Here is an 18,184-nt window from a genome sequence, read left to right on the forward strand (position 1 = left end):
CCGCCCCGGGCCGAGCCGGCCCCGCCGCCGCGCCCCGCGGCCGCCGAACGGCCCGCAGCCGCGGCGCCGGTGTCGAATGTCACGCCGCTGCCGCTGCGCAAGGCCATCGTGCCCGCCGGCCAGCCGCTGCCGCCGCAGCCCAGCCTGAATGAAATCTCGCCCGAGGCCCTGGCCTCGGTGCGCGAGGTGGAAAAGCGGGCCAAGAAGCTTACGCTGATGGAGCTGACCGAACGCACCTGCAAATGGCCGATCGGCGACCCCGCGACCGAGGATTTCTGGTTCTGCGGCCTGCCCAGCCTTCCCGGCAAACCCTATTGCGAGGCCCATGTCGGCGTGGCCTTCCAGCCGATGAGCGCCCGCCGGGATCGCCGCCGCTAAGGCGGCGACGCCCGGCAATCTTCCGGCTGCGGGATCGCCGCCGCCAAGGTGAACACCCCTTCCAACGGCCCTGTCTGGTGCACACCGGCAGGGCCGTTTGCTTGAAAACCATCCGCTCTGACCGCTTCGCCCTGGCACGGAAGCCAAGGGTGCCCCCGCTGCCGCCTCAGGCTGCGGCGGCGGGTCGCAGTCGCGCTGAGTTTTTACAAAATCCTTGGTTTTCAAAGGAATGGCGCCTGTAAGCGGCGGCTTATCTGGGGTGCGGACTTTGGTCAGATTTAGAATTGATCTAAGTCATGGCCTCTTCCCGGCCGGTTCTGCCCTTCTTCCCCTGCGCGAAAGACCTGGAAAGAGGACCAATCATGAAACGTATCCTGGCTCTTGCCCTTGCAACGACCGCCCTGGCGGGGGCTGCCGCCGCGGATGATTTGCGTGACCGCGCGGCCCAGACCTTCAAGCCGCTGCCGTCCACCGTGCCGGCGGTTGCCGACAACCCCGCCAGCCCCGCGAAGATCGACCTTGGCAAGGCGCTGTTCTTCGATCCGCGGCTGTCGGCCTCGGGCGTGTTTTCCTGCTATTCGTGCCACAACCTGACCACCGGCGGCGACGACAACATGGAAACCTCGGTCGGCCATGGCTGGCAGAAGGGGCCGCGCAACGCGCCCACCGTGCTGAACGCCGTGCTGAACGAGGCGCAGTTCTGGGATGGCCGGGCCGATGACCTCAAGGCGCAGGCCAAGGGGCCGGTGCAGGCCGGCGTCGAAATGGCGAACACGCCGGACAATGTGGTTGCCACGCTGAAATCCATGCCGGCCTACAACGACTGGTTCGCCGCCGCCTTCCCGGATGAGGTGGATCCGGTCAGCTTCGACAACATGGCCAAGGCGATCGAGGTGTTCGAGGCCACGCTGATCACCCCCGCCCCGTTCGATGCCTGGCTGAACGGCGATGATGCCGCCCTGTCGGATCAGGCCAAGGCCGGGCTGACGCTGTTCCTCGACAAGGGATGCTCGGCCTGCCATTCGGGCGTCAACATCGGCGGGCACGGCTATTATCCGTTCGGTCTGGTCGAAAAACCCGGCGCCGAAATCCTGCCGGTCGGCGACAAGGGCCGCTTTGCCGTGACCGCAACGGCGGATGACGAATATGTCTTCCGCGCCGCGCCCCTGCGCAACATCGCGCTGACCGCGCCCTATTTCCACTCGGGCAAGGTCTGGGATCTGAAGATCGCGGTGCAGATCATGGCCGAAAGCCAGTTGGGCGAGGCCATCACCGACACCGAGGCCGACCAGCTTGTCGCCTTCCTTGACAGCCTGACCGGCACCATGCCCGCCGTGACCCTGCCGGTGCTGCCGGCCGAAACCGCCGCCACGCCGCGCCCGACGACCAACGTCCTGCCGTAAGGCGCAGGTGCACAGACGGGAAAGGGGCGGCCCCGGGGCCGCCCCTTTTTCCATCCGGCGTCCGCGCCTTCAGTTGCCTTGCAGGATGCCGTTCAGCAGCTTGCCGGCTTCCTCGGTCAGCGCGTCCTGCGCCTTGCGCTTCACCGCGTCTTCCAGCGATTCGCCTTCGCCCGCAACGATGCCTTCCTTTGCCAGCTTCGCCTCCAGCTCGGCCTTGGCCTTGGCTTCTGCGGCCTTGGCTTCGGCTTTCAGCCGCTCTTCCGCGGCCTTCGCCTCGGCCTCCATCTTCTCGCGGGCGATGGCTTCCAGATCCAGCCGGAAGGTCGGATCGGCCCAACTTCCGGTGATCCACAGCGGCACCATGACGCCGCCGCTGCCGTCCTCCTTGGTCAGCGCGGTCGGCCGGATGCGATAGTTCAGGTCGCGCTTGCCAAGCCCGATCTCGCCCATGCCGGTGGCCGTCAGATAGGGCGCCACCAGCTTGAGGTCGCTGTTCGACAGCACGCCCCCGGCGATGGAGAAGCTGCCCGCGATCCCGTCGAAGATGGTCTTCTGCCCTTCGCCGACATAGCCCGCATCCAGCGTGCGCAACATGCCCCCGATGTCCAGACCGCGGATTTCGCCCTTGCCCAGGCTCAGGCTGCCGCTGCCCTTCAGGCCCTGCATGATCTCGTCCACCGAATTGCCGACCCCCAGGAAGTTCAGCGTCAGGTTGCCCTGCGCGATCAGCCGGTCCCAGCCGGCCATGTCCTGCAGAAGCGGCTCCATCCCGATGCCCTTCAGCGCCAGATCGCCGCCGACCGACAGGCCGCCGCGTCCGTTCAGAACGAACTGCCCGGTCACGCTGCCGCCATAGGCCGCCATCTGCCGGATGTCGAACACCGCCCGCGCCCGGTCGATGGTGATCAGCGCGCGGGTCTCGCCCAGCTTGGCCACCCCCAGATCGACAGACGGCGCCACCAGCGCCACCGCCGCATCCATCGCACCCAGGGCCGACACGTCGATCCGGTCCTTCGGCCAGCCCGCGGCCTGCATCCCACCGCCCGAACCGCCGCCCTGCACGCTGCCGCCCGCCGCACCGGCCAGCACCAGCGGCCCGCTGCGCAACTGGGCCGACAGTTTCGGCCGGTCCTTGCCCGGTTTCAGGTCCAGATCGCCGGTGATCTCATTCGCGTCGGCCACGATCTTCGCCCCGCGCAGATAGGCCGCCCCGCTGCCGTCCAGCGTCAACTGCCCCGCCACCGTCAGCCGGTCGGCCCCGAACCCCGGCGGCGGGGTCGAGATCGCGCTGCCCATCGCCGCGCCCACCGCCGGCAGGTCCGGCAGATCGGCCTCCAGCGTGCCCTCGGCGGCCAGCGGGCTCCAGCCGGCCCGCCCGTCAAACGCCACCCGCGCCTTGCCGGCGCTGGCCTTCAGCGTCAGCGGCACCACCCGCCCTTCGGTAAAGGCCGAGAACACATCCGCCTGCGCCGACAGCGCCACGTTCTGCCCGCCCGACAGCGCGCTCAGCTCCAGCGTGAAGGGGCCGGTGAAATCCGGCACCTTCAGCACCGCATCCACATTGTCCAGCGCGATGCGCCGACCGCTGGCGTGGTCGATATAGCGGATGGTGCCGCCGCTGATCCGGCCTTGCTCCAGCGTGTAGGACTTGCCCACACCCGGCGTCGCCTCGCTGACCTCGCCGCCCGAACCGCCGCCGCCGAACACCCAGTTCTCGCGCCCGTCCTTGGCCCGTTCCAGCAGGATGCGCGGGTTTTCCGCCCGCAGGCCCAGGATGCGGATGTCGCCCCCCAGCAGGGCCGAGGCGTTGATCTCGATCACCAGCCCGTCGGCCGCGAACATCGGACCCGGCTCCTTGGACCAGTCGGCATTGGCCATGCTGACCGGGCCGGTGGTCACGCCCAGCACCGGCCAGAACCGCGGCGTCACCTTGCCCTCGATGGTCAGGGCGCGTCCGGTCAGTTTTTCAAACTGCTGGGCCGCCGCCTGGGCCACCCGCTCGGTCGGCACCATCAGCAACAGCCCCGCGCCCAGAAGCACAAGGATCAGGATCGCGCCCACCGCCCGAAGCAGCCACCGCATCGACGCCTCCACTCGTTTATACTTTTCAAACCATGCTAGGCTGGCGCCCCCCCCTTCGGCAAGAACCAGCCACCACCCGCGGCATCAAACCGCCGCGACCTTGCGGCCAGATGGCACCGCGCCGGGGCAGGGTTTCCACGGCTTTCGCCCATGGCGGGAAGCAGGATACGCGCGCCGTGATGGACGCAAGTTCCATGCAAGGGCCCGGAATGGCGGAAACGGAAAGCCGCAGCGCGCCGGTTGCATCGCCGATGTCATTTGTTTCGCTGATCGGGATCTATGCCGCCGTCTTTGCGGCGATGATCGCCCTTCTGCTGCCCATCACCCATTTCGTCGCTCTGGGCCTCGGGACCGCCGTGTTCAACATCCTGCTCATCCGCCTTGGCCTGCGGTTCGGCGCGCGGCAGTCGATGAAGACCCTGCCCAAGGGCTGAATCTCCTGTCCCTCCCGGCGCCGGCCCTCAGTTCCGGCTGACCGGGCGCGACCGCATCCGCGCCACCGTCTCGCGTTCGGCGCGCTTGCACAGGTTGGGCGGCAGGCCGCGGTCGATCAGGTCCATGTCGGCCAGCACCATCTCGCCCATCCGCTGGAAGGCCACGTCCAGCGCGCCCGCCCGGTGGGCGCTTTTCAGCAGGCCGGGCAGGGCACGCGCCCGGTGATCGCGGGGCAGGGGCTCTTCGGGCCAGACATCCGTCGCCGCCACGATCCGCCCGCTGGCCACCGCCTCCAGCAGTGCGTCGAAATCCACCACATCGGCACGCGACAGCAGGATGAAGGCCGCCCCGGGCCGCAGCGTGGCAAAGGCCTCCGCGCCCAGAAACCCGCGGTTTTCAGAGGTGACCGCAGCCGTGACGAAGACCACTTCCGCCTCGCGCAGCGCCGTCGGCAGGTCCACCGGCCGCGCCCGCGCCTCGCGGATGCGCGCTTCCGGCAGCCAGGGATCATGGATCGACAGCCGCGGCCGGAACCCCGCCAGAACCCGCGCCAGCGCCCGGCCCAGATCGCCGAAGCCGATGATCGACACCTCGGCCCCGGTCAGCAGCCGCGCCTGTGCGTTGCCGTCCCCGCCCCACAACTCGCGCCCGGCGCGGAAATCCGCCTCGGCGCCGTGGATGTTGCGCAGCAGCGACAGCGCGAAGCCCAGCCCGATCTCCGCCACCGGCTCGGCAAAGACGGCCCCCGTCGTCACCACATGAATGCCGCGGGCAAAGGCGGCGTCATAGGGCATGTTCGGCAGCAGGTTCGATTCCACGTTGAAGATGCAGCGCAGCCCGGTCATCGCGGCAAGGGTCGCCTCGCTCAGCGGCGGCTGGCCGATGATGTAGCGCGCCTCGGCCAGCACCTCGGGCGGCAGCGCGGCCAGTTCCTCATCCACCGTCTCGACAAGGCGATAGCGGGCGCGCAGCCCGGCCAGACGCTGGGGCGTGAAGATCAGGTCCAGCGTCCGGGGCAGCGGACAGGAAATCACCAGCGGTCTGGAATCGGTCATGGCTCCACCTCCGGGCGGAACCCTAGCCGCCCCGGGCCCCGCCCACCAAGCCCGAACGGTGCATCCCCATCGCAGCAGGTCCGGTGTCTTCCCCTTGGTCCAAATACCCCGGGGGGAAGGGCCTTTGGCCCGCGGGGGGGCAGCGCCCCCCGTCCTGCGGCGCCCCCTATCCCCGCCCCGGGCGCTGCGATATATGCGGCGCATGACCCAGAACCCGCCCGATCTTCGCCCCGACCTTGCCCGCGCCCGGCTTGCCGCCGACCCCGCCCGCCCCGGCCAGCCCCGGATCGGCATGGTCTCGCTTGGCTGCCCCAAGGCGCTGGTGGACAGCGAACGCATCCTCACCCGGCTGCGCGCCGAAGGTTACGCCATCAGCCCCGATTATCAGGGCGCCGACGCGGTGATCGTGAACACCTGCGGCTTCCTCGACAGCGCCCGCGCCGAAAGCCTGGACGCCATCGGCGAGGCGCTGCGCGAAAACGGCAAGGTCATCGTCACCGGCTGTCTGGGCGCCGAGCCCGAGATGATCACCGGCACACACCCCCGCGTGCTGGCCGTCACCGGCCCGCATCAGTATGAGGCCGTGCTGGATGCCGTCCATGCCGCCGCCCCCCCGGCGCCGAACCCCTTTGTCGATCTGCTGCCCGCCACCGGCGTTTCGCTGACGCCCCGGCATTACAGTTATCTCAAGATCTCCGAAGGCTGCGACCACGCCTGCAAGTTCTGCATCATCCCCGACATGCGCGGCCGCCTGGTCAGCCGCCCCGCCAAGGCCATCCTGCGCGAGGCGGAAAAGCTGGTCGAGGCGGGGGTAAAGGAACTGCTGGTCATCAGCCAGGACACCTCGGCCTATGGCACCGACTGGAAGGGTCGTGACGAGAAGTTCCCGATCCTCAGCCTCGCCCGCGATCTGGGCAGCCTTGGCGCCTGGGTGCGGCTGCATTACGTCTATCCCTATCCGCATGTGCGCGATCTGGTGCCGCTGATGGCCGAGGGGCGCATCCTGCCCTATCTCGACATTCCCTTCCAGCACGCCCACCCCGACACGCTGAAGCGGATGGCCCGGCCCGCCGCCGCCGCCCGCACCCTGGACGAGATCGCCGCCTGGCGCCGCACCTGCCCCGACATCGTGCTGCGCTCGACCTTCATCGTCGGCTATCCCGGCGAGACCGAGGCCGAGTTCCAGACCCTGCTGGACTGGCTGGACGAGGCGCAGCTCGACCGCGTCGGCGCCTTCCGCTACGAAAACGTCAAGGGCGCGCGCTCGAACGACCTGCCCGACCATGTGCCAGAAGAGGTGAAGGAAGACCGCTACGCCCGCTTCATGGAAAAAGCGCAGGCGATTTCCGAGGCGAAGCTGGCGGCCCGCGTCGGCACCCGGATCGAGGTGATCGTGGACGAGGTGGATGCCGAAGGCGCCACCTGCCGCACCAGGGCCGATGCCCCGGAAATCGACGGCAACCTGTTCATTGATGAGGGGTTCGAGGATCTGCGGCCCGGCGACAGGGTGACGGTCGAGGTGGACGAGGCCGCCGATTACGATCTTTGGGGCCGCCGCGTCTGACGGCTGGCCGGGGCGGGGGCGCTGCCCCCGCACCCCCGGGATATTTCAGGACAGGTGAAAGGGCAGGGGCGTTTCTCCCCGCGCCCCGCGCGCCGGTCTGGCCAGAACCCGCCCGCCATGGCATGAGGCGGCATGACCGACCTGCCCGTCACCGCCATCCTGCCCGATCTGCGCGCGGCCCTTGCCACGCGCGGGGCGGCCGTGCTGCAAGCACCACCCGGGGCCGGCAAGACCACCGTGGTGCCGCTTGACCTGCTGGCCTCGGGCCTGTTTTCCGGCCGCATCGTCATGCTGGAGCCGCGCCGTCTGGCCGCCCGCGCCGCTGCCGAACGGATGGCCGAAACGCTGGGAGAGCCGGTCGGCCAGCGCGTCGGCTACCGCATCCGGGGCGAGGCGAAGGTTTCTGCCGCGACCCGGATCGAGGTGGTGACCGAGGGCATCCTGACCCGGATGATCCAGTCCGACGCCGAATTGCCCGGCGTGGCTTGCGTGATCTTCGACGAATTCCACGAACGGTCGTTGCAGGCCGACCTTGGCCTTGCGCTGGCGCTTGAGGTGCGGGCGGCGCTGCGGCCCGATCTGGCGCTGGTCGTCATGTCGGCCACGCTGGATGCCGCGCCGGTGGCGGCGCTGATCGGCGACGCGCCCGTCATCACCGCCGAAGGCCGCGCCTTTCCGGTGGAAACCCGCTGGCTGGGCCGGCCGGTGGATGCCTCGCTGCGGTTCGAGGCGGCGGTGGCCGGCCTGTTGCGGCAGGCGCTTGAGGAAACCGAGGGCGGCGTTCTGGTCTTCCTGCCCGGCGAGGGCGAAATCCGCCGGGTCGAGGCGCAGATGCAGGGCCTGCCCGGCCTGAGCCTGCGGCCGCTGTTCGGGGCGATGGACTTTGCCGCCCAGCGGGCCGCGCTGGCCCCGGCGCCGGGGCGCAAGGTGGTGCTGGCCACCGCCATTGCCGAAACCTCGCTGACGCTGCCCGACATCCGTGTCGTGGTGGACGGCGGCCGGGCGCGGCGGGCGCGGTTCGACCCCGCCTCGGGCATGTCGCGGCTGGTGACCGAGCGGGTGACCCGGGCCGAGGCCGAACAGCGCCGGGGCCGGGCCGGACGGGTGGCCGAGGGCATCTGCTACCGGCTGTGGGCCAAAGGCGAGGAAGGGGGCCTGCGGGCCTATCCCCCGGCCGAGATCGAGGCGGCGGATCTGACGCCGCTGGCGTTGGAACTGGCGCTTTGGGGGTCTGACGCGCTGGCCTTCCTGACGCCCCCCGCCCCCGGCCCGCTGGCCGAGGCGCGGACGCTGCTGGCCGGGCTGGGCGCGCTGGACGGGCAGGGGCGCATCACCCCGCATGGCCGCGCGCTGGCGGCGCTGCCGCTGCATCCGCGGCTGGCGCATATGCTGATGGTGGCCGGGCCGGCGGCGGCCCCGCTGGCCGCCCTGCTGGAAGAGCGCGATCCGCTGCGCGGCGCGGGGCCTGACCTGATGCTGCGGCTGAAGGCGCTGGATCGCCCCCCCGCCGAGGCGCATCGCGCCACCATCGAGCGTATCCGGGTCGAGGCGAAGCGGCTGGCCCGCGCGGCGCCGCAAGGCACGCGGGCGGGGGTGTCTGTAGGCGCGATGGCCTCGCTGGCCTATCCCGACCGGATCGGGCTGCGCCGCAAGGGCGAGGCGCCGCGTTACCTGCTGTCCGGTGGCAAGGGGGCGCTGCTGCCCGAAGGCACGCCGCTGGCGAAGGCGCGGCTGATCGTGGCCACCGACCTGGACGGCGACCCGCGCGAGGCGGCGGTGCGGCAGGCGGTCGAACTGGACGAGGCCGATCTGCGTGCCCTGCATGGCGGGGCGATCAACTGGCGCGACACGGTGGAGTGGGACCGCCGCACAGGCCGGGTGCAGGCGCGGCGGCAAGAGGTGTTCGGTGCGCTGGTGCTGGACGACCGGCCCTGGACCGAGGCCCCGCCCGAGGCACTGGCCCGTGCTGCGCTTGAAGGCCTGCGGGCGCTGGGCCTGCCCTGGACACCCGCCGCCCGCCGGCTGCGGGCGCGCATCGCGCTGGCCCGGGGCGAGGACTGGCCCGAGGTGACCGAGACCGCCCTGCTGGACAGTGCCGAAGACTGGCTTCTGCCCTATCTTGACGGCAAGCGCAGCGCGGCCGATCTGGCCGCGCTGGACCTGACCCAGCCCCTGTTGGCCCGCCTGTCGCACGGCCAGCGGTCCGATCTGGACCGGCTCGCGCCCGCGCAGTTCACCACGCCGCTGGGGCGCTCGGTGCCCATCGACTATGACGGCGATCACCCGTCGATCGAGGTGCGCCTGCAAGAGATGTTCGGCGTGACGCGGCACCCGACCGTGGGCCAGCACCGCCTGCCGCTGCGGGTCACGCTGCTGTCCCCGGCGCAGCGGCCGGTGCAGGTGACGCTGGACCTGCCCCGGTTCTGGGCGACGTCCTACGCCGATGTGCGCAAGGACATGCGCGGACAGTATCCGCGCCATCCCTGGCCGGACGATCCGACCCGGGCCGAACCCACGCTGCGCGCCAAGCCGCGGGGCACCTGACCGTGGCCTGGCAATGGCTTGAGCGGGGCAGGGTTTCGGGGTAGGGGCGGGGCATGGACAGTCTGGTCGAAACGGTGATCGAGGATGCGCGCTGGCAGGCTTTCGGGCTTGATCAGGCGGCCGAACGGGCGGCGCGCGCCGTGCTGGCGGGGCTGGGGTTGCCGGAAGCGGGTTTCCAGATCTCGGTTCTGGGCTGCGACGATGCCCGCATCGCGGTGCTGAACGCCGATTTCCGCGGCAAGCCGCAGCCGACGAACGTGCTGTCCTGGCCCTCAGACGAACGCGCCGCCGAGGTGATCGGCGCCGAGCCGGAACGCCCCGAACCGGGCGCGCCGGATGATCCCGAATCCTTGGGCGACATTGCCATCGCCTGGGAAACCTGCGCCCGCGAGGCCGGGGAACAGGGCAAGCCCATGGCCGACCATGTGCTGCATCTGATGGTGCATGGCGTGCTGCATCTCTTGGGCTATGATCACGTCGAGGACGAAGATGCCACGCTGATGGAGGCGCATGAGGTGCGCATACTTGCGCAGCTTGGTGTTTCCGACCCATATTGAGACGCGCCCGCAAGACGGGTGCGTTCTGGACAAAGGACAGATGGGCAGTAGCAGCGATGGGTCTTCCGCCGCGCCTGAGGCGCAGCCGCAGTTGACCGACGAACCTCCGGCAGAACCCGCGGGACGCGGGTTTTTTGGCCGGCTCCTTTCCGCGTTCACCCCGAACAACGATTCCGAAACCGCAAATCCCGCCGCCCCGGCGCCGGGAATCGCCACCTCGCCGGGCCTTGGGGCCCTGCGGCGGATGCGGGTGGATGACGTGGCCATTCCCAAGGCCGAGATCGTGGCCGTGCCGCTGGACATCGGCAAGGACGATCTGGTCGAGGTGTTCCGGGAACACGGGTTTTCCCGGGTGCCGGTCTACAAGGGCACGCTTGACCATCCGCAGGGCCTTGTCCTGCTCAAGGATCTGGCCTTGCAGCACGGCTTCGGCCAGAGCGGCCGCTTCAGCCTGAAGCGCCTGCTGCGCCCGATCCTTTACGCGCCGCCCTCGATGCCGACCGGCGTCCTGCTGCAGAAGATGCAGAAAGAGCGCGTCCATATGGCGCTGGTGATCGACGAATACGGCGGGGTCGATGGTCTGGTCACCATCGAAGACCTGATCGAGACCGTCATCGGCGAGATCGAGGACGAGCATGACGAGGATGAAAGCGCGCTGTGGAAAGAGGAAAGCCCCGGCGTGATCCTGGCCCAGTCCACCGCCCCGCTGGAAGAGCTGGAACAGGCGCTGGGCCTGCAACTGCGCACCGGCGAGGATGACGACGAGATCGACACCATCGGCGGGCTGGTCTTCCTGCGCACCGGCCGCGTGCCGGCACGGGGCGAGGTGGTCGATCACGAAAGCGGCGCGCAGATCGAGATCGTCGATGCCGATGCCCGCCGCATCAAGCGGCTGCGGTTGCGGCTGCCCGGGCGCGGCACGGCCCCGGCCGAGCCCTGACCGCCATGCGCCCCGGCCAAAGAACGGCGCTGCGGGATGCGGCGCTGGGGGTGGCGATTGCCCTCGGGCAGGCGCCTCTCGGGCTTTGGCCGGTGGCGCTGGCCGGGTTGGCGCTGGCGCTGTGGCGCATGGCCTCGGCGCCCACGCCCGGCGCGGCCTTTCGCCGGGGCTGGCTGATCGGGGCGGGGCATTTCGCCTTTGCGCTAAGCTGGATCGTGCAGCCGTTCTTCGTTGATCCCTGGCGCCATGGCTGGATGGCGCCCTTCGCGATTCTGGGCATCGCCTTCGGGCTGGGCCTGTTCTGGGGGGCGGCCGGCTGGCTGGCCCGGCGGCTGGGCGGTGGCGCGGTCACCGTCGCGCTGGCCTGGTCCGGGGCGGAACTGGCGCGCGGCCTTGTGCTGACCGGCTTTCCCTGGGCCTTGCCCGGCCACATCTGGACCGAGACGCCGCTGGTGCAGACCGCCGCGCTGATCGGGGCCAACGGCCTGACGGCGGCCACGCTGCTGGCGCTGGCGGCGCCGCTGGCCTGGGGCCGGCGCGGGCTTGCGGTGCCGGCGCTGGTGCTGGCCGTGGCGGGCGGCTGGTCCTGGCACCGGCTGTCCCTTCCCGAACCGGCGGCCCCCGGCGGCGTGGTGCGGCTGGTGCAGCCCGACATCGCCCAAAGCCTGAAATGGGACCCGGACGAGGCCCGCGCCAATTTCGACATCCTGCTGGCCCTGTCGGCCGATGCGCCGGCCGACCTGATCGTCTGGCCCGAAACCGCTGTTCCCTTCCTGCTGAACGAAGGGCAGGGCGCGGCGCTCGCCATGGCGGCGGTGGCGGGCGGCACGCCGCTGGCCGCCGGCATCCAGCGGGTCGAAGGCGATCTTGGCTGGAACAGCCTTGCCGTGATCGGGCCGGGCGGCAGCATCGCCCCGGTCTTCGACAAGATCCACCTTGTCCCCTTCGGCGAATATGTCCCCTTCGGTGACTGGGCCTATGAAACCTTCGGCCTGCGGGCCTTTGCCGCACAGACCGGCGCGGCCTATGCGGCGGGCACCACCCGCAACGCGGTGGCGCTGTCGCCGCGCACCGGCCTTGCCCTGCCGGTCATCTGTTACGAAGCGATCTTCCCCGAAGAGCTGATTGCCGCGCCCCGCGCCGACTGGCTGTTGCAGATCACCAACGATGCCTGGTTCGGCACCCTGACCGGCCCCTATCAGCATCTGGCCCAGGCGCGGCTGCGTGCCGTGGAACTGGGCCTGCCGCTGGTGCGGGTGGCCAATACCGGCGTGTCGCTTGTGACAGATGCGCGCGGCCGCACCGTGACAGACCTGCACGGCGCCCCCGCCCTTCTGCCACTGGGCGCGCGCGGCACGCTTGATGTGCCGCTGCCCGGGCCGCTGCCCGCCACGCCCTATGCGCGCATCGGCGATTGGCCGCTGGCCCTGCTGTTGCTGGCGGGGCTCGCCCTGGCCGGTCTGGTCCGCCTGCGGCGCGATGGCGCTTGATTGTTGTATCTGTGGCGCGTAAGTCCGCCGCTATCGAACTGTCACAACGGCTTCCTGGCGTGACGGGGATCAACCAACGGAGCACTTCCCAATGACCCGCAAGAACTATGTCTTCACTTCCGAGTCCGTCTCGGAGGGGCACCCCGACAAGCTGTGTGACCGCGTTTCGGATGCCGTTCTGGATGCTTTCCTGACGATCGAACCGAACGCCCGTGTCGCCTGCGAAACCTTCGCAACGACGAACCGGGTCGTGGTGGGCGGCGAGGTTGGCCTGTCCAGCAAGGAAAAGACCCATGAGATGATGCAGCGCATCGACGGCATCGTCCGCGAATGCGTCCGCGACATCGGCTATGAGCAGAAGAAATTCCACTGGGAAAAGATCAAGATCCACAACTACCTGCACGAACAGTCGGCCCATATCGCGCAAGGCGTGGACCGTGACGGCGCAGGCGATCAGGGCATCATGTTCGGCTACGCCACGCGCGAGACGCCCGAATACATGCCGGCCCCCATCCAGTATGCCCATGCCATCCTGCGCCGCCTGGCCGAGGTGCGCAAATCCGGCAAGGAACCGACGCTGGGCCCGGATGCCAAAAGCCAGCTCACCCTGCGCTATGTCGACGGCAAGCCGATCGAGGTGACCTCGATCGTGCTGTCCACCCAGCACACCTCGAAGCGGCAGACCTCGAAGGTCATCCGCGGCATCGTGGAACCCTATATCCGCGAAGTCCTGCCCGAAGGCTGGCTGACCAAGAAGACCGAATGGCACGTCAACCCGACCGGCACCTTCGTGATCGGCGGCCCGGACGGCGACGCGGGCCTGACCGGGCGCAAGATCATCGTCGATACCTATGGCGGTGCGGCCCCGCATGGCGGCGGCGCCTTCTCGGGCAAGGACCCCACCAAGGTTGACCGCTCGGCCGCCTATGCCGCGCGCTATCTGGCCAAGAACGTGGTCGCCGCCGGTCTGGCCGACCGCTGCACCCTGCAGGTCAGCTATGCCATCGGTGTGGCCAAGCCGCTGTCGATCTATGTCGATACCCATGGCACCGGCCAGGTGGACGAGGCGCAGATCGAACGCGCCGTGATGGAGGTGATGGACCTCACGCCCCGCGGCATCCGCACCCACCTGAACCTGACCCGCCCGATCTATCAGCGCACCGCGGCCTATGGCCACTTCGGTCGCGCCCCGACCGAGGACGGCGGCTTTAGCTGGGAAAAGACCGATCTGGTCGAGGCGCTGAAAAAGGCGGTCTGATCCGCCCGCGACCCGTAACCCGGACTTGTAACCCGGAGAGGGCGCCCCGACCGGGCGCCCTTTTCCTTGGCCCGCAGGACACAGCCATGACGCTTCCCCCCGGCGCGATCCGGCTTGACGATGTGGTCCGTGACCGCGGCTCGCGCTATGCGGTCAGCGGCGGCCCGGTGCAGGGCCGCGCCGGGATTGATGCCTTCCTGACCGGGCTGAAGCGCGAGAAACGCTTTGCCAAGGCCACCCACAACAGTTGGGCCGCCGTGCTGTCGGACGGCGGGCCGATGCGCAACGATGATGGCGAATCCGGCGCCGGCGCGGTGATCCTGCGGATGCTGGAACGCGAAGGGCTGACCGATCATGTCGTGGTCGTCACCCGCTGGTATGGCGGCACCCATCTGGGCGGCGACCGCTTCGCCCATGTGGTGACCTGCGTGCGCGCCTGGCTCGACGCATGGCGGAAGGCCCGCTAATCTGCCAGTCTCGGAGCAGGGGAGGGCGCCGGTCATGGAATTCCTACGGGGCGAGGCACGCCGCTTCGCCAATACGGTGATCTGGAGCTGGGACGGCTGGCGCGCCGCCTGGGCCAGCGAAAAGACGCTGCGGCAATGGACGATCCTGAACATCGCCTCGGCCGCCCTGGCGTTCTCGCTTGACCTGACGGCGGGCGAACGCGCGGTCATCCTGGGGCTGGGCCTGCTGGTGCTGGCGGCGGAACTGCTGAACACCGCGATCGAGGAGGTGGTCGATTACATCTCGACCGACACCCACCCCCGCGCCCGCAAGGCCAAGGATTGCGGCAGCGCCGGCGTCGCGCTGGCCGCCCTGGCGGCGGGTGTCGCCTGGGTGGTGATCCTGATCGGCTGACCGGCCCCGCCCTTTCATCTGTCCCCAAATATCCCTGGGGTGCGGGGGCGGCGCCCCCGCCCTTGGCCGGGCCGGATGTCACTTCCTCTGGCACTTCGCCGCGCGGTCGGGCAGAAACCGGCAAGGGCGAAGGAGGCGCGGCATGGACATCGCAGGAACGGCGGCGGCGATCCGGGGCGGCGACCGCAGGGCGCTGGCCCGCGCGATCACGCTGGTGGAAAGCGGCCGCGCCGATCACCGGGCGCAGGCGGTGGCGCTGCTCTCCGCGCTGGGCCGCGACCGGCAGGCGCTGCGGCTGGGCCTTTCCGGCACGCCGGGCGTGGGCAAGTCCACCTTCATCGAAGCCTTCGGGATGCTGCTGGTCGAGGCCGGGCTGCGCGTGGCCGTGCTGGCGGTCGATCCGTCCTCGGCCCGGTCGGGCGGCTCGATCCTGGGGGACAAGACCCGGATGGAACGGCTGTCGCGCCACCCCGCCGCCTTCATCCGCCCATCGCCCAGCCAGGCCCAGATGGGCGGCGTCGCCCGCCGCACGCGCGAGGCGGTGGCGCTGTGCGAAGCCGCCGGGTTTGACGTGGTGCTGATCGAGACGGTCGGCGTCGGCCAGTCCGAAACCATGGTGGCCGAGATGTGCGACCTGTTCATCCTGCTCATGGCCCCGGCGGGCGGCGACGAATTGCAGGGCGTCAAGCGGGGCATCATGGAAATGGCCGACCTGATCCTGGTCAACAAGGCCGATGGCGACCTGCTGCCCGCCGCCACCCGCACCGTGGCCGATTACGCCGGCGCGCTGCGCCTGTTGCGCCGCCGCCCGCAAGACCCCGACGGCTTCCCCAAGGCGATGCCGGTCAGCGCGGTGTCGGGCGCCGGCCTGGCCACCGCCTGGGCCGAGATGCAGACGCTGGCCGGTTGGCGCCGCGCCCATGGCCATTGGGACGGCCGCCGCGCCGATCAGGCCGGCTACTGGTTCACGCAAGAGGTGCGGCAGGGCCTGCTGGCCGTGCTGGACCGCGAACCGGCCAGGGGCGTGATGGCCCGGCTGGCGGCCGAGGTGGGGCAGGGCACCCGCCCGCCCGAAGCGGCGGCGGCCGAAATGCTGGCCCTGCTGGGGCGCGGCGCCCCCGGCGCCTGACCCTCAGCCGCGCCACCGCCCGCCCAGATCCAGCCGCCGCGTCAGCCGCAGCGCCCGCAGGAAGCGTTCATCGTGGCTGACCACGATCAGCGCCCCGTCATAGGCGTCCAGCGCCGCCTCCAGCGCCTCGGTCGCGTCCAGGTCCAGATGGTTGGTCGGCTCGTCCAGCAGCAACAGCGCGGGCGGCTGCGGCTGGCCCAGCGTGCAGGCCAGCCCGGCGCGCAACCGCTCGCCGCCGCTCAGCCCGTCCACCCGGCGCAGGGCATCGCCGGCGCGAAAGCGGAACCGTGCCAGCGCCGCGCGGCAGGCGGTTTCCCCGGCCCCCGGCGACAGGCGCAGGAAGTTCTCGCGCAGCGTCTGGCCCGGGTCCAGCAGACCCACCGCCTGATCCAGCAGCGCGCAGGGCACCGGCCGGTCAATCCGCCCGGCAACCGGGGCCATCTGCCCCGCGATCAGCGCCAGCAGCGTGCTCTTGCCGCTGCCGTTCGGCCCGGTGACGGCCAGCCGCTCGGGCCCGGTCAGCGTCAGCGACAGGTCGCGGATCGTCGGGCGGGCGGCATCGTGGCCGCCGCTGACCGCCTCCAGCCGCAGCACCAACCGCGCCGGCGGCAATCCGGTGGCGGGAATCTCCATCCGCAGCGGCTCGACCACCTCGATCCGGTCGCGCGCGCCGGACAGGGCCGCCTGCGCCTCGGCCAGCCTTGCCTCGCGCAGCCGCAGGTTCGCCCCGCCCGAGGCCTCGGCCCGTCCCTTCGCCGCATCCAGCAGTATCTTCGGCTGGCCGCCCTTTGCCCTTGCGCGATGGCCCGCGCCATCCTTGCGGGCCTTGCGTTCGGCCGCCTGCTGGGCGCGGCGGCGGGCCTCGGCTTCGGCCTTGCCCGCCTCGGCCAGATCGTGCCGCGCGGCCTCCAGCTCCTCCGCCTTGCGGGCGGCAAAGGCGCTGTAGCCGCCGCCGTATCGCGCGGCGCCCAAAGGCGACAGCTCCACGATCGCCTCCATCGCGTCCAGCAGGTCGCGGTCATGGCTGACCACCACCGCCCCGCCGCGCCAGCCGCGCAGCAGATCGGCCACCGCCTGCCGGCCCGGGGTGTCCAGATTGTTGGTCGGTTCGTCCAGCAGCAGGAATTCCGGCGCGTCAAGGATCAGCGCCGCCAGCCCCGCGCGGGTGCGCTGGCCGCCCGACAGCGCCGCCAGCGGCGTCTGTGGGCCAAGCTCCAGCCCGCAACGCCCCAGCGCCGCCTCAATCCGCTGGGGCAGGGTCCAGTCGGCCGCCGCCAGATCCTCCGCGCCGGCCTGCCCGGTGGCGGCCCGCTCCAGCAGCGCCAGCCCCGCCCGCGCGCCGAACAGATCGGCCACCGTCTCGCCCGGATGCGCCCCTATATCCTGCCGCAGCACCCCGATGCGGCCCGCCACCTGCAGCCTGCCCGCCGTCGGGCGCAACCGGCCCGCGATCAGCTTCAGCAGCGTGGTCTTGCCACAGCCGTTGCGCCCGACAATGCCGGTGCGTTCAGGCCCAAGCGTAAGCGACAGGTTGGAAAGGACGGGCCGGCCGTCAGGCGTGGACCAGCTCAGGTTCGAAAGGGTGATGCAGGCAGCAGGCATGAGACAGCTCTTCTCGCTGGGAAACCGGGGGGATTCGGGCGAAAAGCGTCTTGTCCATTGCGGCGGTCCTTCGATCCTGCAAAAGGCGTGCTGCCAAGGTAAGGGCGCGGCCCGGATTTGCAAGCCGCCCCGCCATCGTGGTGGTGAATCGCTTGACGCCGCCTCGGTTTCAACTTACACGCCCGCAATCGAATTCGGACGGCGGGGGATTCTCCGCGCTTTGTCCCATTGCCAAAGCTGAAGGAAAACCACGATGTCGCGCGTCTGCGAACTGACGGGCAAGGGCCCGATGACCGGCAACATGGTCAGCCACGCCAACAACAAGACCCGGCGCCGCTTCCTGCCGAACCTCAACGAGGTGACGCTGCAATCCGACGCGCTCGGCCGCTCGTTCTCGCTGCGCATTTCGGCGGCGGCGCTGCGCACCGTCGATCACCGCGGTGGTCTGGATGCGTTCCTGGCCAAGGCCAAGGATGACGAACTGTCGTCCAACGCCCTGAAGATCAAGCGCGAGATCGAGAAGGCCCAGGCCGCGGCCTGATCTTTCCATCTTCGTGACAGACAGGCCCCGTGCGGTATCCGCACGGGGCTTTTTGTCCTTGCAGCGCCCCGCCGCCGCATCTGCGCTGGCCCCCGCCCCGCCCAGCCGCTAGACTGGGCACATGCGGATCGTCCTTGTCCTTCGCCTGATCCTTGCGCTGGCCGTGGCGCTGACTACGTCCCATGCCGCCATCGGCCGGGCGCAGGCGCAGGGCGCCGTCACGGTCGAGATCTGTGCCGACGGGGCAACCACCACCATCACGCTGGATTCCCATGGCCGGCCGGTCCGCCAGGCCTTTGCCTGCCCCGATTGCGTGCTGGGCGGGCTGGCACTTGCCGCGTCGCC

Annotated in this window: 16 protein-coding genes, 1 pseudogene and 1 riboswitch; of the genes and pseudogenes, 14 read left to right on the forward strand and 3 right to left on the reverse strand. The window is 70.3% G+C overall.

The genetic code is table 11. The annotated features are described in order from the left end of the window. Both C5F44_RS16825 and C5F44_RS16830 read left to right on the forward strand, forming a co-directional pair. Positions 1 to 378: GcrA family cell cycle regulator (locus tag C5F44_RS16825; RefSeq protein ID WP_219908698.1), on the forward strand; the 378-nt coding region annotated here is incomplete at its 5' end. A gap of 362 nt (positions 379 to 740) precedes the next feature. Next, the gene (locus C5F44_RS16830; protein ID WP_107674721.1) at positions 741 to 1,781 is read left to right on the forward strand and encodes a cytochrome-c peroxidase; all 1,041 of its coding nucleotides are present in this window, start codon (positions 741 to 743) and stop codon (positions 1,779 to 1,781) included. Between the two features lie 69 nt (positions 1,782 to 1,850). On the opposite strand, the gene C5F44_RS16835 is transcribed toward C5F44_RS16830, so the two are convergent. Further along, positions 1,851 to 3,863, reverse strand: coding sequence for an AsmA family protein (locus C5F44_RS16835; RefSeq protein WP_107674723.1), 2,013 nt, complete (start codon positions 3,861 to 3,863; stop codon positions 1,851 to 1,853). Between the two features lie 251 nt (positions 3,864 to 4,114). Between C5F44_RS16835 and C5F44_RS16840 the strand changes: the two genes are divergently transcribed. Further along, a complete protein-coding gene (locus C5F44_RS16840; RefSeq protein ID WP_146161977.1) occupies positions 4,115 to 4,297 on the forward strand; it encodes a hypothetical protein in 183 nt (60 codons plus the stop codon). A gap of 27 nt (positions 4,298 to 4,324) precedes the next feature. Here the strand turns inward: C5F44_RS16840 and C5F44_RS16845 are convergent, their stop codons facing one another. Beyond that, positions 4,325 to 5,353, reverse strand: a complete 1,029-nt coding sequence (locus tag C5F44_RS16845; RefSeq protein ID WP_107674727.1) for a hydroxyacid dehydrogenase — start codon at positions 5,351 to 5,353, stop codon at positions 4,325 to 4,327. A 193-nt stretch (positions 5,354 to 5,546) separates the two neighbouring features. Between C5F44_RS16845 and rimO the strand changes: the two genes are divergently transcribed. The 9 genes from rimO to meaB all read left to right on the forward strand — a co-directional run bounded on the left by rimO (position 5,547) and on the right by meaB (position 15,696). Further along, complete coding sequence (gene rimO, locus C5F44_RS16850; RefSeq protein ID WP_107674729.1) at positions 5,547 to 6,917, forward strand: 30S ribosomal protein S12 methylthiotransferase RimO; 1,371 nt, start codon at positions 5,547 to 5,549, stop codon at positions 6,915 to 6,917. A gap of 132 nt (positions 6,918 to 7,049) precedes the next feature. Continuing rightward, positions 7,050 to 9,461, forward strand: a complete 2,412-nt coding sequence (gene hrpB / locus C5F44_RS16855; RefSeq protein ID WP_107674730.1) for an ATP-dependent helicase HrpB — start codon at positions 7,050 to 7,052, stop codon at positions 9,459 to 9,461. Positions 9,462 to 9,514: 53 nt separating this feature from the next. Next, positions 9,515 to 10,018 carry an rRNA maturation RNase YbeY gene (ybeY, locus tag C5F44_RS16860; protein WP_107674732.1) on the forward strand — a complete coding sequence of 168 codons (504 nt, stop codon included), beginning with the start codon at positions 9,515 to 9,517 and terminating at the stop codon, positions 10,016 to 10,018. Between the two features lie 40 nt (positions 10,019 to 10,058). Next, a complete protein-coding gene (locus C5F44_RS16865; RefSeq protein ID WP_107674734.1) occupies positions 10,059 to 10,958 on the forward strand; it encodes a transporter associated domain-containing protein in 900 nt (299 codons plus the stop codon). Positions 10,959 to 10,963: 5 nt separating this feature from the next. Then, positions 10,964 to 12,448 carry an apolipoprotein N-acyltransferase gene (lnt, locus tag C5F44_RS16870; protein ID WP_107674736.1) on the forward strand — a complete coding sequence of 495 codons (1,485 nt, stop codon included), beginning with the start codon at positions 10,964 to 10,966 and terminating at the stop codon, positions 12,446 to 12,448. Positions 12,449 to 12,483: 35 nt separating this feature from the next. Next, a riboswitch (SAM-SAH riboswitch) is annotated at positions 12,484 to 12,532 on the forward strand. 7 nt (positions 12,533 to 12,539) lie between these two features. After that, positions 12,540 to 13,706, forward strand: coding sequence for a methionine adenosyltransferase (gene metK / locus C5F44_RS16875; protein ID WP_107674738.1), 1,167 nt, complete (start codon positions 12,540 to 12,542; stop codon positions 13,704 to 13,706). 86 nt (positions 13,707 to 13,792) lie between these two features. Next, entirely contained in the window at positions 13,793 to 14,173 is a 381-nt protein-coding gene (locus C5F44_RS16880; RefSeq protein WP_107674740.1) for a YigZ family protein, read from the forward strand. Positions 14,174 to 14,207: 34 nt separating this feature from the next. Then, positions 14,208 to 14,567, forward strand: coding sequence for a diacylglycerol kinase (locus C5F44_RS16885; protein WP_107674741.1), 360 nt, complete (start codon positions 14,208 to 14,210; stop codon positions 14,565 to 14,567). Positions 14,568 to 14,709: 142 nt separating this feature from the next. Then, entirely contained in the window at positions 14,710 to 15,696 is a 987-nt protein-coding gene (gene meaB / locus C5F44_RS16890) for a methylmalonyl Co-A mutase-associated GTPase MeaB (protein ID WP_107674742.1), read from the forward strand. Positions 15,697 to 15,699: 3 nt separating this feature from the next. Here the strand turns inward: meaB and C5F44_RS16895 are convergent, their stop codons facing one another. After that, positions 15,700 to 17,298, reverse strand: a complete 1,599-nt coding sequence (locus C5F44_RS16895) for an ABC-F family ATP-binding cassette domain-containing protein (protein WP_107674743.1) — start codon at positions 17,296 to 17,298, stop codon at positions 15,700 to 15,702. 253 nt (positions 17,299 to 17,551) lie between these two features. On the opposite strand from C5F44_RS16895, the gene rpmB reads away from it, so the two are divergent. Both rpmB and C5F44_RS16905 read left to right on the forward strand, forming a co-directional pair. Beyond that, positions 17,552 to 17,839 carry a 50S ribosomal protein L28 gene (gene rpmB, locus C5F44_RS16900; RefSeq protein WP_107674744.1) on the forward strand — a complete coding sequence of 96 codons (288 nt, stop codon included), beginning with the start codon at positions 17,552 to 17,554 and terminating at the stop codon, positions 17,837 to 17,839. 121 nt (positions 17,840 to 17,960) lie between these two features. After that, positions 17,961 to 18,184, forward strand: a pseudogene (locus C5F44_RS16905) (hypothetical protein); the annotation flags it as partial.

Origin of the sequence: Fuscovulum blasticum DSM 2131 (assembly GCF_003034965.1) — a bacterium.
In the GTDB taxonomy this organism is placed as follows: domain Bacteria; phylum Pseudomonadota; class Alphaproteobacteria; order Rhodobacterales; family Rhodobacteraceae; genus Pseudogemmobacter; species Pseudogemmobacter blasticus.

What these genes read in the sequence shown, in the direction of transcription:
- C5F44_RS16830 (WP_107674721.1), top strand. Translation starts at nt 741, where the DNA reads ATGAAACGTATCCTGGCTCTTGCCCTTGCAACGACCGCCCTGGCGGGG.
- C5F44_RS16835 (WP_107674723.1), bottom strand. Translation starts at nt 3,863, where the DNA reads ATGCGGTGGCTGCTTCGGGCGGTGGGCGCGATCCTGATCCTTGTGCTT.
- C5F44_RS16840 (WP_146161977.1), top strand. Translation starts at nt 4,115, where the DNA reads ATGTCATTTGTTTCGCTGATCGGGATCTATGCCGCCGTCTTTGCGGCG.
- C5F44_RS16845 (WP_107674727.1), bottom strand. Translation starts at nt 5,353, where the DNA reads ATGACCGATTCCAGACCGCTGGTGATTTCCTGTCCGCTGCCCCGGACG.
- rimO (WP_107674729.1), top strand. Translation starts at nt 5,547, where the DNA reads ATGCGGCGCATGACCCAGAACCCGCCCGATCTTCGCCCCGACCTTGCC.
- hrpB (WP_107674730.1), top strand. Translation starts at nt 7,050, where the DNA reads ATGACCGACCTGCCCGTCACCGCCATCCTGCCCGATCTGCGCGCGGCC.
- ybeY (WP_107674732.1), top strand. Translation starts at nt 9,515, where the DNA reads ATGGACAGTCTGGTCGAAACGGTGATCGAGGATGCGCGCTGGCAGGCT.
- C5F44_RS16865 (WP_107674734.1), top strand. Translation starts at nt 10,059, where the DNA reads ATGGGCAGTAGCAGCGATGGGTCTTCCGCCGCGCCTGAGGCGCAGCCG.
- lnt (WP_107674736.1), top strand. Translation starts at nt 10,964, where the DNA reads ATGCGCCCCGGCCAAAGAACGGCGCTGCGGGATGCGGCGCTGGGGGTG.
- metK (WP_107674738.1), top strand. Translation starts at nt 12,540, where the DNA reads ATGACCCGCAAGAACTATGTCTTCACTTCCGAGTCCGTCTCGGAGGGG.
- C5F44_RS16880 (WP_107674740.1), top strand. Translation starts at nt 13,793, where the DNA reads ATGACGCTTCCCCCCGGCGCGATCCGGCTTGACGATGTGGTCCGTGAC.
- C5F44_RS16885 (WP_107674741.1), top strand. Translation starts at nt 14,208, where the DNA reads ATGGAATTCCTACGGGGCGAGGCACGCCGCTTCGCCAATACGGTGATC.
- meaB (WP_107674742.1), top strand. Translation starts at nt 14,710, where the DNA reads ATGGACATCGCAGGAACGGCGGCGGCGATCCGGGGCGGCGACCGCAGG.
- C5F44_RS16895 (WP_107674743.1), bottom strand. Translation starts at nt 17,298, where the DNA reads ATGCCTGCTGCCTGCATCACCCTTTCGAACCTGAGCTGGTCCACGCCT.
- rpmB (WP_107674744.1), top strand. Translation starts at nt 17,552, where the DNA reads ATGTCGCGCGTCTGCGAACTGACGGGCAAGGGCCCGATGACCGGCAAC.